Below are 14,578 nucleotides of genomic sequence, written 5' to 3' on the forward strand. Positions count from 1 at the left end.
TGTTTAAGTTTTTTTTGGTTATGATAATTAGTTAAGTTTTTTCATCCGATTTGCCTTGATCAAAATAAAAGATCAATATTTCAAACGTTATAGCTTATCGACTGACATTGCAAATTAAGGATACAGGATGCTTTTAGGACAGGGAAAAATTCATTTATAAAAGGGGACAATTTCGTAAAATCTTATCTACAGTACTGAATAAAAACATATTTGTCATTTTTTTCCATTAAAAAAAACGACAAAACAAATATTTGGCGCTGTAATAATATATTTAATAATAAAAAATATGGTAATTTTTAGTTAACGTATTTTGCAGTTTATTTCCTTCAAAGTATTCAAAATCGTAATTTTCAACATTAAAATGAATTGAAAATGTACTAAAAAACAAGTGTTGCTTTTACACCTTATTTAATAAATTATTAATTTCGCAGCGTATTCAAATTCAAAATTTATTCATATAAAATTTATCCAGTTTAAGATCGCACCTTCCGTTTATCTTAAATCAAAGAGCAGCGCTTTTTAAAAAACATTCTATGTCTAAGCTAAAGTCCTTTCTTGTTTTTGGTCTTCTCTCTATAATCTCATTTGGACAGAATCTGCCAATCAAACATCTTGATATTTCATCAGGACTTTCTAATAATTCGGTTGCTTCAATTTATCAGGATCAAAATGGATATATGTGGTTTGGAACTTTTGACGGCTTGAATAGATATGATGGAAACGATTTTAAAATTTACCGTCATATTCATACAGATCCTAATTCTATCCAAGGAAATGCGATAAGCTGTATTGAAGGTGACTCTGAAAATAATCTCTGGATAGGAACCACTGCAGGTCCTGTTGTTTTTAATGCAGAACGAACTTCTTTTGCTCCATTGAAATATTATGATACAAATAAAAAAGTTAAACCTTTAAATGTTACTGCCCACGAAATAATTGCTGTAAATTCTCAACACATCATTCTCGTTGCTACAAAAGAGGCAATTGTACTTTATAAAGAAGGCGAAAAAACGGGAACTGCAATTCCTTTCAATGGAAAATTAAATTACATTGCAAGATCCATCGCTTATAATGCTAAAAAGCAAATGTTCTATGTTTTTATAACGGGAACTGGTCTTTGCAAATATGATCTTAAATCAAAAAAACTCTCGCTTCTTAACAATACCATTACAGGTGCAAATTGTATTAAATTAACTAGCGAGGGTCTTTGGATTGGATCAGATGAAGGGGCTTTTTTATATAATGAAAGCCAGAATGTTTATTCTAAAAATTACTTTCTGGAAAAAACAGTCGTACGCGATTTCTATCAGCAGGATAACAGACTCTGGATTGCCACTGACGGAGCTGGTCTTTTTACCCTTATAAAAAATCAGAGTACGCCTGCAGCATATCGTGCCAGCGGTCCTGCTGCATTGCTTAAAAGTAAATCTTTGTATGATATTTTTGAAAGCAAAAACGGAGAAATATGGTTTGGAACACTTCGCGGCGGCGTAAGTATGATGGGGGAAAAACCGCTCTTTTTTAATCATTTTAAAAGTAAAGATCCGCTAACCAATAAGGAAGACGAAGATCCTGCTGCCAACTTTATACTTTCTTTTTGTGAAGATGAAAAGAAAAATGTCTGGATTGGTACTGATGGCGCCGGAATACGATATTGGAACAGAAAACAAAACACTTATGATGTATACGCAACAACATCAGCTGTTGGAAGAAAAATTCAGAGCAATTTTGTTACAAGCATCGTAAAAGATTCTGATAATGCCATATGGGTTGCTATGTGGAAAGGTGGTGTTTGTCGAATTGATCCAAAATCAAAGGCCATTCAAAATTTTTCAATTTATAATCAATTCACTAAAAAAGCAGAACAGGAATCTTGGCTGCTCTTTTTGGATTCGAAAAAAACATTATGGCTTGCTGTAACTAACGCAGGTGCCTTGTATCAATTTGACCGAAAACAAAATAAATTCATCTGTTACAGCAATACGCTGCGCGATGTGACTTGTTTGTACGAAACCAAAGACGGGAAAATCTGGGGCGGTACATTCAATTCTTTTTTTGAGATTGATTCAAAAACAAAAAAAGTAAAAAACTATCATTCTGATTATAACATTAGATGCATAACCGAAGATCAAAACAACAATCTTTGGATTGGTACTGTTGAAGGCGGTTTGCTATTATTCGATAGAAAAACCAGAAATATTAAAAAATTCACTACCGAAAACGGGCTTTCAAGCAATACAATACTTCGACTTTTAGAAGACAAAGAAGGCAATTTATGGATGAGCACCTATCATGGAATTTCAAGATTTAATCCTAAGAATAAAATTTTTAGAAATTTTGGAGTTACTGATGGACTCCAAAGCAATCAATTCAGCTGGAATGCTGGTACAAAACTTTCTACAGGAGAATTTATTTTTGGAGGTATAAACGGATTCAATGTTTTTGATCCCGATAATATAAAAGACAAAAAAAATACGGGAAAATTTTTATTGAATGATTTATTGGTAAACAATCAGTCTCTAAAATTGAACAGCCCTTACATCACAGAAAAAAAACTTGAAATGATTCGCAGTGTCGAACTTCCTCATGAAAAATCGGCATTAAGTTTTGATTTCGTTTATCTTGATTTTGTGAATTCTGAAAAAATCAATACTGCTTACTTTCTGGAAGGCTGGGATAAAAACTGGAATTATACCTCAAAAGAAAACAGAGCCAATTATTCTAGACTTACCGAAGGCACCTATGTTTTTAAAGTAAAAACAACTGATGTTTTTGGAAATTGGACCAATGAAGTAGCACTTGCAACGGTGACAATTCTACCGCCTTGGTACAGAACATGGTGGGCATATACACTGTATCTAATTGGTGCAATCGCAACGATTTATATTTACGTTGATTATCATAAAAATAAAGAAAGACTTCGTTATGAAATAAAACTGGCTCGAATGGAGCATACAAAAGATAAGGAACATGCCGAAAAACAGTTTTCTATGTTTACCTATATGGCGCATGAACTGCGTACTCCTTTGTCTTTAATTATAAATCCGCTTAAAAGTGCAATTGAACGAAAGAATAATACGGAAGATGATCTTGATTTAAATCTTGCCTACAAAAATGCCAAACGCTTATTGAGCTTAACAGATCAATTATTATTGTTTAGAAAAGCAGAAACAAATCTTGATGAACTTAAAGTTTCAAAAATCAATCTGAATGCGCTTTGTCGAGAAATCTACGAAAGTTTTACCCAGATGGCGGCAGCTAAAAATCTAAATTATCAATTTATTGAAGAAAAAACGCCAACAGAGATATATGGCGATTATGAAAAAATAGAAATTACGCTTTTCAACTTAATTTCAAATGCATTCAAATTTACTCCAAATCAAGGTTCCATAACGATTGAAATAATGGAGAATAGTAATGATGTATCAATAATTGTATCCGATACTGGAAGCGGGATTGCTGCAAATGATATTGATACTATTTTTGAAAAATTCAAGCAGATTCAATCAAAATCCAGTAATGGTTTTGGAATAGGATTATACATTGCCAAGTATTTTGTGAATAAACATCATGGTGAAATAAACTGTAAAAGTGAAGTTGGAAAAGGCACTTCGTTTATTATTACACTTCCAAAAGGAAATAGTCATTTTGCAGCAATGAACATAAACGAAAATCCGCATATGTCGCCACTTGTGGGAGAACTTCTTGATGGAATGCCTGCAGATCGCCAAAATACACTTGAAAGCGTGATTCAATCATCACTTCCAGAAAATCTACAGCCAGCATTAATCAGTACCAAAAAAGTACTATTAGTGGTTGAAGACAATCCCGAAATGAATCAATATCTGGTAAAGCTTTTCTCTAAAAATTATATTGTTTATACCGCTTTTAATGGTATTGAAGGATTAAAACTTGTCGAAAAAAAAATGCCAGATATTGTCTTGAGTGATATTGCTATGGAAGGCATGAACGGTTTGGATTTATGTAAAAAAATCAAGCAGAATGACGATTTGAGCCACATTACAGTTATTCTTCTCACGGCTACAACCAGTAATGATATTCACTTGCAGAGTATTACAGAAGGCGCAGATGATTATGTAACCAAACCTTTTGATAGTGAAATACTTCTAGCTCGAGTTGAATCTGTTCTTAGAAACAGAGGACAGCTGCGCAGGTATTTTTTAGACAGCATAACACTTCGTGAAAACGTAAATAAAGTTCCTCTTGAATACAAAGAGTTTCTAGATAAATGTATCGAAATAGTAGAAGCTAATCTTGAAAACAGCGAATTTAATCTAAAGACTTTTTCGGCTGCAATGGGAATGAGTCATTCGAGTCTTTATAAAAAAATCAAAGCAATTTCAGGAGAAACGGTAAATGTTTTTATACGATCAATTAGAATACGCAGGGCTGCCGTGATTATGCTTACTGAAAATATTAATATTGCACAGGTCGGTCCTCAGGTTGGTATTGAAGATCAGCGTTATTTCCGCCAGCAGTTTGTGAAATTGTTCGGTATAAAACCGTCTGAATACATAAAAAAATATAGAAATTCTTTTAATAAGGAATTAAATGTCATTCAGAAAAGAGATGTGATTTAACTAGAATTTAAAAGTAAAACTACTGTTCAAATCCCAATTTGGCTAAAAAATTTTGCTGTTACAAACAATAACGAAAAGCCTTAAGAATGAATTTTTATCACAATTACTAATAACTCTCAATTTGAAATAGTAAACAGATAAAAACAAAATTTTTTAACTTATCTAAAAAAGAGTTATTTTGATAATTGAGGTGCGAACCCGTGATTCATCACACGTCTTATTTACTCAAATAGTTAGAATTTTATATCAGTATTGTTTTCAATTATGTCCACATCTTGCAGAACATAATTTTATTAGGGAGAGTTCACAGAAAACAATCGATAATAATTTGTAGTTGAAAAATATCTCTTAACGACTCATTTTGCCTGTTCACCGAAAACAGAACTTCGTAAACCCGCTTTCTATCGAACTTTACAGCAGTAAACAAAAATTTACTGCACACTAACTTTTAAAACTTTAGATCATGAAAGCAAAAATCGGAATTACAGAACAAAACACAGCGGCTGTTTCAAATGAATTAACAAAACTATTGGCAGACGAATTTGTACTTTACACCAAAACAAGAAATGCACACTGGAACGTGACGGGTGATAATTTTCATGCGAATCATATTTTCTTTGAAAACCAGTACAAACAGTTAGATGAAATTATTGACAGCGTTGCCGAACGTATTCGTAAAATCGGACATTACGCACCTGCATCCTTAAAAACATATCTTGAACTTACACATCTTACCGAATACAGCGAAAGAACAAATGACGGACAAGGTTTTATGAAAGATTTGTTAAACGATCATGAAAGTATTATAGAATTCATACGAGGCAACATCACTCCTTTTGCCAACGATTATAAAGATTACGGTTCTAGTGATTTTATTACCGGATTAATAGAAATTCACGAAGAAATGGCCTGGATGATCCGTTCTTACTTTAGATAGAATAATATAGAATAAGTATATTTGTCTGAACCAAAAACCAAATACCATGAAAGCGTTAATCGTTGATGATAATGATATTGCCAGAACCACTTTATCTCATCTCGCCAAACAAATTCCAAATCTTACCATTGTAAATGAATATACAAATGCTATTGAGGCTTATCATCATTTACAGAAAAATCCTGTTGATTTGATTTTTTTGGATATTGAAATGCCCGAGATGACTGGAATCGAACTGACCAAAAACCTGTCGGGAAAAGATACCATTATCATTTTCACTTCTTCTAAAAAAGAATATGCGCTTGAAGCTTTTGAACTGAATATTGCAGATTATATTTTAAAGCCAATTACTCCAGCAAGGTTTCTTCAGGCAGTTAGTAAAGTGCAGTCTATAATAGAAAGCAGGAAAGAAAATATAGAATTTGGTAAAGAAGAATTTTTATTTGTGAGGGATTCTAATATTACAAGACGCTTAAAAATGGATGATATTTTATACGCCGAAGCTATGGGCGATTATGTGAAATTTTATACCAAAGAAAAAATGTTTGCAATTCATGGTAAAATGAAAACCGCCGAAGAACGTCTGCCAAAAGACGCTTTCATCAGAGTACATCGTTCTTATATTGTTTCGATTAGCAAGATTGACACGCTTCAGGACGGCGGAATTATGATTAACAAAAAATTCATTCCCGTTGCCGATGCTTACCGTAAAGCACTTAACACCAGAATGAATGTGTTTTAAATTTTCTGGTTTACCTGCCGCGTAATGTGTTGCCATGCTGTCGCATCCAATTTAGGATAACACAATTTATTTATACTTTCATTTATGACAAATACGTCTACTGTAATGGGCAATAAACGCTTTAGCTATTTTATAATCAGCAGTTTTATTTTATGCAGTTTGCTGCTGATAGCCGTACAGATTAATTCGGCTAAAAATACCAAAGAGCTCATCAGAAACAATAATACACTTTTAAATGAATTGCGATCGAGTAATCATTTGAGAGAAATCGACCGCGATATTTTGGGTGTTGAAAGCAGAATCAGGGCTTCTATTGCAACCAATGACACTACACATCTGGAAGGCATTGACCAGAAAATTAAACAGATTAGAAATTTTCTGGATTCGCTGTCGGTAGACAATTCAGATCCTGAAGAAGAACAGCTAATCCAGAGACTCGGAGTTCTTGCCCAGGATAAAATGGCCACGAAAGGAAAATTGCTTCACCGCTATGATTCCGTTGGAAATATGGATGATGAAAGCTCTATTGCCAATCCGCGTGCCAGAATAATTTCTAATGAAATCACCGATATTACAGCCAAAATTTATCACAAACGCCAGTTGCGTATGGTTGATCTCAGCGACTTAAGTCTGGAAATGGGACAAAGAGCTAAATTATACGACATTTCACTACTCGTTTTACTAGTTTTAAGTGGTGCTGTAATTGGGTATCATATTGTGAAACAGTTTAGAAGACAGCATTTCCTGATTAAAGAATTGGATATCGCTGAAAAAAAAGCTTCGGTTGCCGCACAGGCTAAGGAAAATTTTCTAGCCAATATGAGCCATGAAATCAGAACGCCTTTAAGCGGTATTTTGGGCTTTACCAATTTACTTCAGAAAAGGAATTTAGATGAAACCGCTGCCGAATTTGTAGCTTCTATTCAACGTTCCGGAGAAAATTTAATGACTATTATAAATGATATTCTTGATTTGTCAAAAATCGAAGCAGGAATGATGCGAATTACTCCAGGCATATTCAGTATCAGCGGCTTATTGAATTCGGTTGAAACACTTTTCTCAGAACGAATAAAAGAAAAAAAACTAACGATTTCCAGTAAAGTAGACAGCTCCATTCCAGATACTTTAATCGGTGATGCAACCCGTCTGACACAAATACTGGTAAACCTTATCGGAAACGCTATAAAATTTACCCATCAGGGCTCTGTAACTATCGAAGTTTACAACAAACAACAAAATACAAATCAGGTATTTATCGGCTTCAAAATTACTGATACCGGAATTGGAATTGATAAAGAGAAACTTAATGAAGTTTTTGAAAGATTCAATCAGGGCGAAGATTCTACAACAAGAAATTACGGCGGCACCGGCCTTGGATTGTCAATTGTAAAAAAACTGATTTTATTGCAGAATGGTGATATTGAAGTAAACAGTGAATTGGGAAAAGGAACGACTTTTAGTTTTTATATTCCGTATGAAATTGCCGAGGAACAGCTCAATTCAATACCAGCTGCGACCGTCGACCAATTTAAAAATTTATCAAGTAACGCTTTGAGAGTTTTAGTAGTAGATGACAATGCCATTAACCAAAGTCTTATGAAACATTTACTCTCGCAGTGGAATATTGATTTTGATATGGCCTCGAATGGTTTGGAAGCGGTAGAATATCTTAGAAAAAAAGACTGCGATTTGGTACTTATGGATTTACAAATGCCTCAGATGGACGGATATACCGCGGTACAGCACATACGCGAAATATTGAAACTGGATCTGCCAATCATTGCAATGACAGCGCACGCGCTTCCTGGCGAAAGAGAAAGATGTTTGAGCCGTGGTATGAACGAATACATTTCAAAACCCATCAAAGAAGAAGAACTCTTTAAACTGATATCGGATTTCGGATTGAAAGATTCCAAATCAATAGAAAATAAAATTCCGGATTCTCATCCTGTTTTTCAATATATCGACCTAAGTTATATGCGGTCTGTAAGCGCTGGTAATAACGAATTTGAGCAAACCGTGACCCATCAGTTTATTACTAACGTGCCCGGACATTTGGAACAGCTTATTACGGCTTATCAGAATGAAGATTTTAAAACGGTGAAACTTAGGGCACACGATCTGCAGTCCAGTGCTGCAATAATGGGTTTGCTGCCACTTTTAGAAGAAAAGCTAGACATTTTAGAAATGGCACAAGAAAAAAATGCTGCCTTACAGCTGCTTTTAGAGGATGTAGAAAACATTCTGAAATTATCACTTTGTGAAGCTGAAATCTTTTTAGAAACACTTTCAAAATAAAGCAGAAAACAACACTTTCAATTTAGAAATCATCTTACAATTAATTCAACACTTATGAGACTGTCCTTAAAAGACAGTCTCTTTTTTTTGAAATCAGCTGAAGTAAATCCACTCCATTACTTCTTATAATTTCGTCTTATTATCCATTATTTTCAATTTTCCTCTTTTCATTTTCAACTATAAAAATAGTAAAACGATTCATTCTGCTTTTTAAACGAGTGTTTCTGCCTATTCGATGAAAAGTGTACTGTTTCAAGGCTTTAAGAAGGTAATTTTACTTCAGTAATAACATTAAAACTATAGGAATTATGGAAATCCAACAAACCAAAGAAAACGCATTATCACACTCAGCAGTAACAGCAGTAATCAATGCACCAATTGAAAAAGTAAACATCGCAGACTGGCTTTTAAACCTTCCAGATGCAGAATATCAGCGCTGCTCTACCCAGCACATTGGCGCGGGCATTACCAGCACTTATGACGGTCAGCCTATGTCTATTAACGTAGAAACTATCGGAGATACGTTAATGGTGCAGCATTATGTCGCAACGGTTCACCGTCCGGATTACTGTCGTATGCTTTCCGTTTCAGATTCTATTACACAGAACGGTCGTACCAAAGTTCAGGTTTTATGGGAACTTAAGGTTACTAAAATCGATGAGAACAGCTGTCTCTATACGAATGAAATTCATGCAACAGCCACACCGGAAATGTTTGAATACTTAAAAGGACACGGAGTTGATCTTGCCGCAGCTGCCGCTTCCAGACAAGCCGCTTCTGACGCTCACAATCATGAGGAAACGCCTAACTTTGCTAAAAGCATCGAAAACAAAGCGTTAACAGGTCAATACAATCAGCCGTTTTAAGACAGTAAAAACCGGGCGCGCTAAGGTGCGCTCTTTTTATTTCTAAACATTATGAAAAGAAATTTATTCGAAAAAATAATCGGTTCGTGGACGCTGGTTGAATTGCTTGAAGTACCTTTAGATGGCGGGACAACTATCTATCCGATGGGGAGAAACCCCAAAGGCCTGATTATTTACAATCGCGACGGATATATGTCGGCGCAGATTATGAATAATGAAAGTAAAAGTTTGGACTCAAAGAATTCAGAAGATTCTAGCAACGAAGAAACAGACGATCATTACACATATCTGGCTTATTCAGGGCCTTTTGTGATAGATGAAGAAAAACAAATAGTAAGCCATACCATGTTCATTTCTTTGTTCCAAAAATGGAGAAACCAAACTCAGAACAGGAAAGTCTACTTTGAGAATGAATTACTGCATTTGGAAACTGAAAATTTTAGGAGTAATTCCCGATTAGTAACCCATAAACTCACTTGGAAAAAAGCGGAAAAATCCAGTACAAACCATTAATCTTTAACCACATGAAAGCAATAGTTATAACCCAGCCCGGGGCTCCCGATGTATTGAAATTACAGGAATATCCAACTCCAGAAATAACGGGAGACGAAATATTAATTGAAGTAAAAGCAGCAGGATTAAACCGCTCCGATATTTTCCAGCGTGAAGGAAACTACCCTGCTCCCGCCGGAGTTTCTGCAGAAATCCCTGGTTTGGAAGTCGCTGGAATTGTCGTTAAATGCGGCCCGGATGCCTCAGCGTTTAAAATTGGGGATCAGGTTTGTGCTCTTCTTGCAGGCGGAGGTTATGCAGAATATGTGGCAGTACGCGAAGGTCAGTGTCTGCCAATTCCAAACGGGTTGACTTTTGCCGAGGCTGCCAGTCTACCAGAGACGATATTTACTGTTTGGTCCAACGTTTTTCAAAGAGGTGCTCTTAAATCTGGAGAAACCCTTTTAATTCATGGCGGAAACAGCGGCATTGGAATTACTGGAATACAGATTGCACATGCTTTAGGAATCCGTGTCATTGTCACGGTGGGTTCTGAGGAAAAAGGTCAAAATTGTCTGGAGCTTGGAGCAGATTCTTTTATTAATTACAAAAAAGAGGACTTTGAAACCGTTCTTCAGGATCAGGGTGTTGATGTAATTTTAGACATGATCGGCGGTGATTATCTCCGTAAAAACATAAACATACTTAAACCCGAAGGCCAATTAGTCTATATTAATGCTGTCAGCGGCAGTCATGTTGATCTTGATCTCTGGAAAGTGATGACAAAACGCTTGACCGTTACCGGAAGTACATTAAGAAGCAGGGAATATGATTTTAAAAAACAGCTGGCTCAGGAAGTACAAAAAAACGTCTGGCCTTTAATCGAATCCAAACAGTTTAAACCGATTATTTTTAAAACTTTTCCTTTCACAGAAGCTCTGGAAGCACATCTTTTATTGGAAGAAAGCAGACATACGGGCAAGATTATACTGGTACGCTAATCCTTTTAATATTTCATATTTTAAAACCAAACCAACAGCATTATGGAAAATCAAGGTGCCTCTGTAGTAATTTCACATCATATTCTGGACGGAAAAGAACAGCAATATGAACAATGGCTGGACGAGATTTTTCCTGTTACCAAACACTCAAATGGCTTTATTGATCTTCAGATTGTCAGACCAATTCCACATTTAACTTTTGTTTATACGGTAATTATCCGTTTTGATACTATTGAAAACCTTAAAACATGGATGAATTCTGAAGAGAGAAAAATGTGGATTAAAAAAGCAAATCCTTTATTCCGGAAAAATGATAATTACCAGATAAAGTCAGGTTTGGATTTTCTTTTTTCTAATGAAAGTGAAAACAATAAAGTTCCCGTACGCTGGAAACAATTTCTTGTAACTTGGTCGGCTATTTATCCGTTATCACTTTTAATCCCGTTAGTAACACTTCCCTTTTTAAGTTTTCTGCAGATACCTAAAAATCATTTTTTCGAAGCGCTAATCAGTTCTGCCTGCATCGTCTTTTTAATGGTATTTGTTGTAATGCCGAATTATACTAAAATCATCAAAAAATGGCTGTATAAATAATTGGATCGCCCGTATTTATCATAGAAAATCACTGCAATACACAGTGATTTTTTTGTTTTATATCCCAAACAGAATGACTTCCCTGTTTCCTAAAAACCTTCTGAGAAATCCCAGAAAACCCATCAGGTTTTCTCTTACTAAAATTCAACGACTCTTTCTGCCTTTCTGCCGAATTTGAAAGAAAGATCGGGGCTTTCTTCAATAGCTTTACAATAGAATTAAAAACCATAACAATTAATCCTTAAAAGCTATCATTATGAATACCAAACCATTAAGTTTTAAATACGAGTTAGAAAAAAAAGAGCCGCGTACCAATGAAGGGGGTACAACCAGAGGAGCTTCTGTAAAAGATTTTCCAGCTTCGATCGGAATCGCCGGAGTTTCTATGCGCCTGCAGCCCGGAAGCATGCGCGAACTGCACTGGCACGCTAACGCAGCCGAATGGGCTTATGTTATTTCGGGAACTGTACGCACCACTATAATTCATCCAAACGGACATAGCTACACCGACAATTTTGAGCCTGGTGATGTATGGTACTTTCCAAAAGGTTACGGACATTCTATACAGGCAACTGGAACGGAAGAATGTCATTTTATTTTAATTTTTGATAATGGAAATTTTTCTGAAGACCATACTTTCAGTGTTACCGATTTTATTTCCTCTGTACCTGCCGAAATTGCAGCTCAAAATCTTGGAATTACTTTAGAAGAAGTTGCGGCCTTACCTCAAAAAGAAGCCTATTTTGCAGCTGGAATTGTTCCCGACGAATTATCATTTAATGCGTTACCACGTCCCGAAGAATCCGATATCGAACTGACTAATTTGCACCGCTATCCTTTACATTCGCAACAACCAAGAATAATTCCGGGCGGCGGTCTGCAGCGACTGGTTACCAGTAAAGAATTTCCAATTAGTACAACGATGGCAGGATCTATAATTGAGTTACAGCCGGGCGCCTTAAGAGAAATGCATTGGCACCCAAATGCTGATGAATGGCAGTATTATATTTCCGGTCAGGCCGAAATGTCGGTATTCTTAGCAGAAAGCACAGTGGTAACCGAGCGGTTTAACGCCGGAGACGTGGGCTATGTTCCAATGGGTGCCGGACATTATATAAAAAATACCGGAGATACGGTCTGCAAAATCTTAATCGGATTTAACAGCGGGGTTTATCAGTCTATTGATTTAAGTGAATGGCTATCTGGTAATCCGAAAGATGTAGTTGTAACCAATTTTGGTTTGGCTGAAGGCGAAATCGAGAAATTTCCTAAAAGCAAATTGTTTATTCAACCTCAAAAGTAATTGTTTTGATTTTTGATAAACAATCTGCACGGTTAAGTAATTCAATCGTATCACAGGAAAAACTAGCCGTATTTCTGGCATTTATTGCGGGATATTTGGATGCGGCAGGACTTCTTAAATGGAAAATTTATGTCTCGTTTATGAGTGGAAATACCACCCAATTAGGCGTTGCTTTTTTTAATGGTAAATCAGCAGTAATTGCAACCACGTTAACCGTAATCGGCTGTTTTGTACTTGGAATTTATTCTGGAACCTGCTTATCACTGTGGAAGGAAACCAAAAGTCAGACAATACCTTTTTATATCGTTGCATTTCTGTTGATTGGATATACTGCTGTTTCTTATTATTATCCTGTTCAAACGCTGCCTGCTGTGGCCGTGATTGGTTTTGCAACAGGAATTATGAATACTATCGTAACAGCAGTCGGAAACCAGAAAATAAATACCGATTTCGTCACCGGAACGTTAAACAGCCTGGCAAGAAATACCGCCATGCTGAGTATGAGTACTGACGATGAAAACAGAAAACAATATAAAGAAAATGCAATACGATTATTTCTCTTATGGACAGGCTTTTTATTGGGTACAGCTATTGCACCGGTCTTACTTCCATTCCTGAAAAACTGGACATTCACGCTTCCTGCAATACTATTAATCGTTTGTGCATTCCTGCTAACCGACTTTAACTTTAAAACTAAATCTTATGTTACAGAAAAATGATACCGCACCAGATTTTACATTATTTGCCACACCCGACCAAAAAATCACCTTATCAGAATTTAAAGGACAAAACGTGATTCTGGCATTTTATCCTGCCGACTGGAGTCCTGTCTGCAGCGATCAGATGGCACTTTATAACGAAATGCTTCAATTTTTCAAAAAATACGATGCCGTGATTTTTGGCATTTCAGTAGACAGTAAATGGTGCCACATGGCATTTTCACAATCCAGAAACCTGCACTTTCCCCTTCTGGCTGATTTTGAACCGAAAGGAGAAATCGCAAAAAAATATGGTGCATACAACGAAGCAGAAGGCGAATGCGGCAGAGCACTTTTTGTAATCGATAAAAATGGAATTATTCAATGGAGTTACCTGTCACCGATGGCTATAAATCCGGGAGCTGACGGAATTCTGGAAGCTTTAGAAAAACTTTAAAAATTTAATTATGTCACTAAAACCAGCGGTCGGCACTACTGACCATACACAAGGAAAAAAAAATGCAGATATTGTCATTGTTGAATATGGAGATTATCAATGCCCATACTGCGGCGCAGCGTATCCGGTTCTCAAAGAAATGATGTCAAAATACGGAAAACGAATTCAGTTTGTTTTTAGAAACTTTCCATTATCCGAAATACACCAATATGCACGTCCGGCGGCAGTTGCTGCAGAAGCGGCCGCATTGCAGGGAAAATTCTGGGAAATGCACGATGCTATTTACGAAAATCAAGATTATCTAAGTGAATCTTTTTTATTAGAATTAGCAGAAAAACTGGAGCTAGAACCTCATCAGTTTAATATCGATATCAAAAAAACGGAAGTAGCGGCCAAAATAGATTCCGATTTCGAAAGCGGTGTTTTAAGCGGTGTCAATGGAACTCCTTCCCTATTTGTTAATGGCAGAAAATTTAACGGAGGACCGGAAGATCTTTTACAACTAATGAACGAAATTGTAAAATAAGCGATTGTTTAGGGCTGGATTAAGTCGGACAAAACACTTCGTTTTATAAGCCAAGTTTCTTTT

The 14,578-nt window shown here is 36.0% G+C and carries 12 protein-coding genes; all 12 read left to right on the forward strand.

Annotated elements, in window-relative coordinates:
• Positions 1-533 precede the first annotated feature (533 nt).
• The 12 genes from ACFSC2_RS18835 (at position 534) to ACFSC2_RS18890 (ending at position 14,515) form a co-directional block, all read left to right on the forward strand.
• Positions 534-4,601: a hybrid sensor histidine kinase/response regulator transcription factor gene (locus tag ACFSC2_RS18835; RefSeq protein ID WP_379815890.1), complete on the forward strand. Its 4,068-nt coding sequence runs from the start codon at positions 534-536 to the stop codon at positions 4,599-4,601.
• 463 nt (positions 4,602-5,064) lie between these two features.
• Positions 5,065-5,538, forward strand: coding sequence for a Dps family protein (locus tag ACFSC2_RS18840; RefSeq protein ID WP_379815891.1), 474 nt, complete (start codon positions 5,065-5,067; stop codon positions 5,536-5,538).
• Between the two features lie 46 nt (positions 5,539-5,584).
• Positions 5,585-6,280: a LytR/AlgR family response regulator transcription factor gene (locus ACFSC2_RS18845; protein WP_379815892.1), complete on the forward strand. Its 696-nt coding sequence runs from the start codon at positions 5,585-5,587 to the stop codon at positions 6,278-6,280.
• Between the two features lie 84 nt (positions 6,281-6,364).
• Positions 6,365-8,578: an ATP-binding protein gene (locus ACFSC2_RS18850; RefSeq protein WP_379815893.1), complete on the forward strand. Its 2,214-nt coding sequence runs from the start codon at positions 6,365-6,367 to the stop codon at positions 8,576-8,578.
• A gap of 308 nt (positions 8,579-8,886) precedes the next feature.
• Positions 8,887-9,444, forward strand: coding sequence for a hypothetical protein (locus tag ACFSC2_RS18855; RefSeq protein ID WP_379815894.1), 558 nt, complete (start codon positions 8,887-8,889; stop codon positions 9,442-9,444).
• Between the two features lie 51 nt (positions 9,445-9,495).
• Complete coding sequence (locus ACFSC2_RS18860; RefSeq protein WP_379815895.1) at positions 9,496-9,957, forward strand: lipocalin-like domain-containing protein; 462 nt, start codon at positions 9,496-9,498, stop codon at positions 9,955-9,957.
• A gap of 11 nt (positions 9,958-9,968) precedes the next feature.
• On the forward strand, positions 9,969-10,937 hold the full coding sequence (locus tag ACFSC2_RS18865; protein WP_379815896.1) for an NAD(P)H-quinone oxidoreductase: 969 nt from the start codon (positions 9,969-9,971) through the stop codon (positions 10,935-10,937).
• Positions 10,938-10,979: 42 nt separating this feature from the next.
• Positions 10,980-11,531, forward strand: a complete 552-nt coding sequence (locus ACFSC2_RS18870) for a putative antibiotic biosynthesis monooxygenase (protein WP_379815897.1) — start codon at positions 10,980-10,982, stop codon at positions 11,529-11,531.
• 256 nt (positions 11,532-11,787) lie between these two features.
• A complete protein-coding gene (locus ACFSC2_RS18875; RefSeq protein ID WP_379815898.1) occupies positions 11,788-12,834 on the forward strand; it encodes a cupin domain-containing protein in 1,047 nt (348 codons plus the stop codon).
• Positions 12,835-12,839: 5 nt separating this feature from the next.
• Positions 12,840-13,553: a YoaK family protein gene (locus ACFSC2_RS18880; RefSeq protein WP_379815899.1), complete on the forward strand. Its 714-nt coding sequence runs from the start codon at positions 12,840-12,842 to the stop codon at positions 13,551-13,553.
• The gene (locus ACFSC2_RS18885) at positions 13,537-13,989 is read left to right on the forward strand and encodes a redoxin domain-containing protein (RefSeq protein WP_379815900.1); all 453 of its coding nucleotides are present in this window, start codon (positions 13,537-13,539) and stop codon (positions 13,987-13,989) included. The genes ACFSC2_RS18880 and ACFSC2_RS18885 overlap by 17 nt, the downstream gene beginning before the upstream one ends.
• A 10-nt stretch (positions 13,990-13,999) precedes the next feature.
• Positions 14,000-14,515 carry a DsbA family protein gene (locus ACFSC2_RS18890; protein WP_379815901.1) on the forward strand — a complete coding sequence of 172 codons (516 nt, stop codon included), beginning with the start codon at positions 14,000-14,002 and terminating at the stop codon, positions 14,513-14,515.
• Positions 14,516-14,578 lie beyond the last annotated feature (63 nt).

Origin of the sequence: Flavobacterium artemisiae (genome assembly GCF_042678225.1) — a bacterium.
In the GTDB taxonomy this organism is placed as follows: Bacteria; Bacteroidota; Bacteroidia; order Flavobacteriales; family Flavobacteriaceae; genus Flavobacterium; species Flavobacterium artemisiae.

What these genes read in the sequence shown, in the direction of transcription:
- ACFSC2_RS18835 (WP_379815890.1), top strand. Translation starts at nt 534, where the DNA reads ATGTCTAAGCTAAAGTCCTTTCTTGTTTTTGGTCTTCTCTCTATAATC.
- ACFSC2_RS18840 (WP_379815891.1), top strand. Translation starts at nt 5,065, where the DNA reads ATGAAAGCAAAAATCGGAATTACAGAACAAAACACAGCGGCTGTTTCA.
- ACFSC2_RS18845 (WP_379815892.1), top strand. Translation starts at nt 5,585, where the DNA reads ATGAAAGCGTTAATCGTTGATGATAATGATATTGCCAGAACCACTTTA.
- ACFSC2_RS18850 (WP_379815893.1), top strand. Translation starts at nt 6,365, where the DNA reads ATGACAAATACGTCTACTGTAATGGGCAATAAACGCTTTAGCTATTTT.
- ACFSC2_RS18855 (WP_379815894.1), top strand. Translation starts at nt 8,887, where the DNA reads ATGGAAATCCAACAAACCAAAGAAAACGCATTATCACACTCAGCAGTA.
- ACFSC2_RS18860 (WP_379815895.1), top strand. Translation starts at nt 9,496, where the DNA reads ATGAAAAGAAATTTATTCGAAAAAATAATCGGTTCGTGGACGCTGGTT.
- ACFSC2_RS18865 (WP_379815896.1), top strand. Translation starts at nt 9,969, where the DNA reads ATGAAAGCAATAGTTATAACCCAGCCCGGGGCTCCCGATGTATTGAAA.
- ACFSC2_RS18870 (WP_379815897.1), top strand. Translation starts at nt 10,980, where the DNA reads ATGGAAAATCAAGGTGCCTCTGTAGTAATTTCACATCATATTCTGGAC.
- ACFSC2_RS18875 (WP_379815898.1), top strand. Translation starts at nt 11,788, where the DNA reads ATGAATACCAAACCATTAAGTTTTAAATACGAGTTAGAAAAAAAAGAG.
- ACFSC2_RS18885 (WP_379815900.1), top strand. Translation starts at nt 13,537, where the DNA reads ATGTTACAGAAAAATGATACCGCACCAGATTTTACATTATTTGCCACA.
- ACFSC2_RS18890 (WP_379815901.1), top strand. Translation starts at nt 14,000, where the DNA reads ATGTCACTAAAACCAGCGGTCGGCACTACTGACCATACACAAGGAAAA.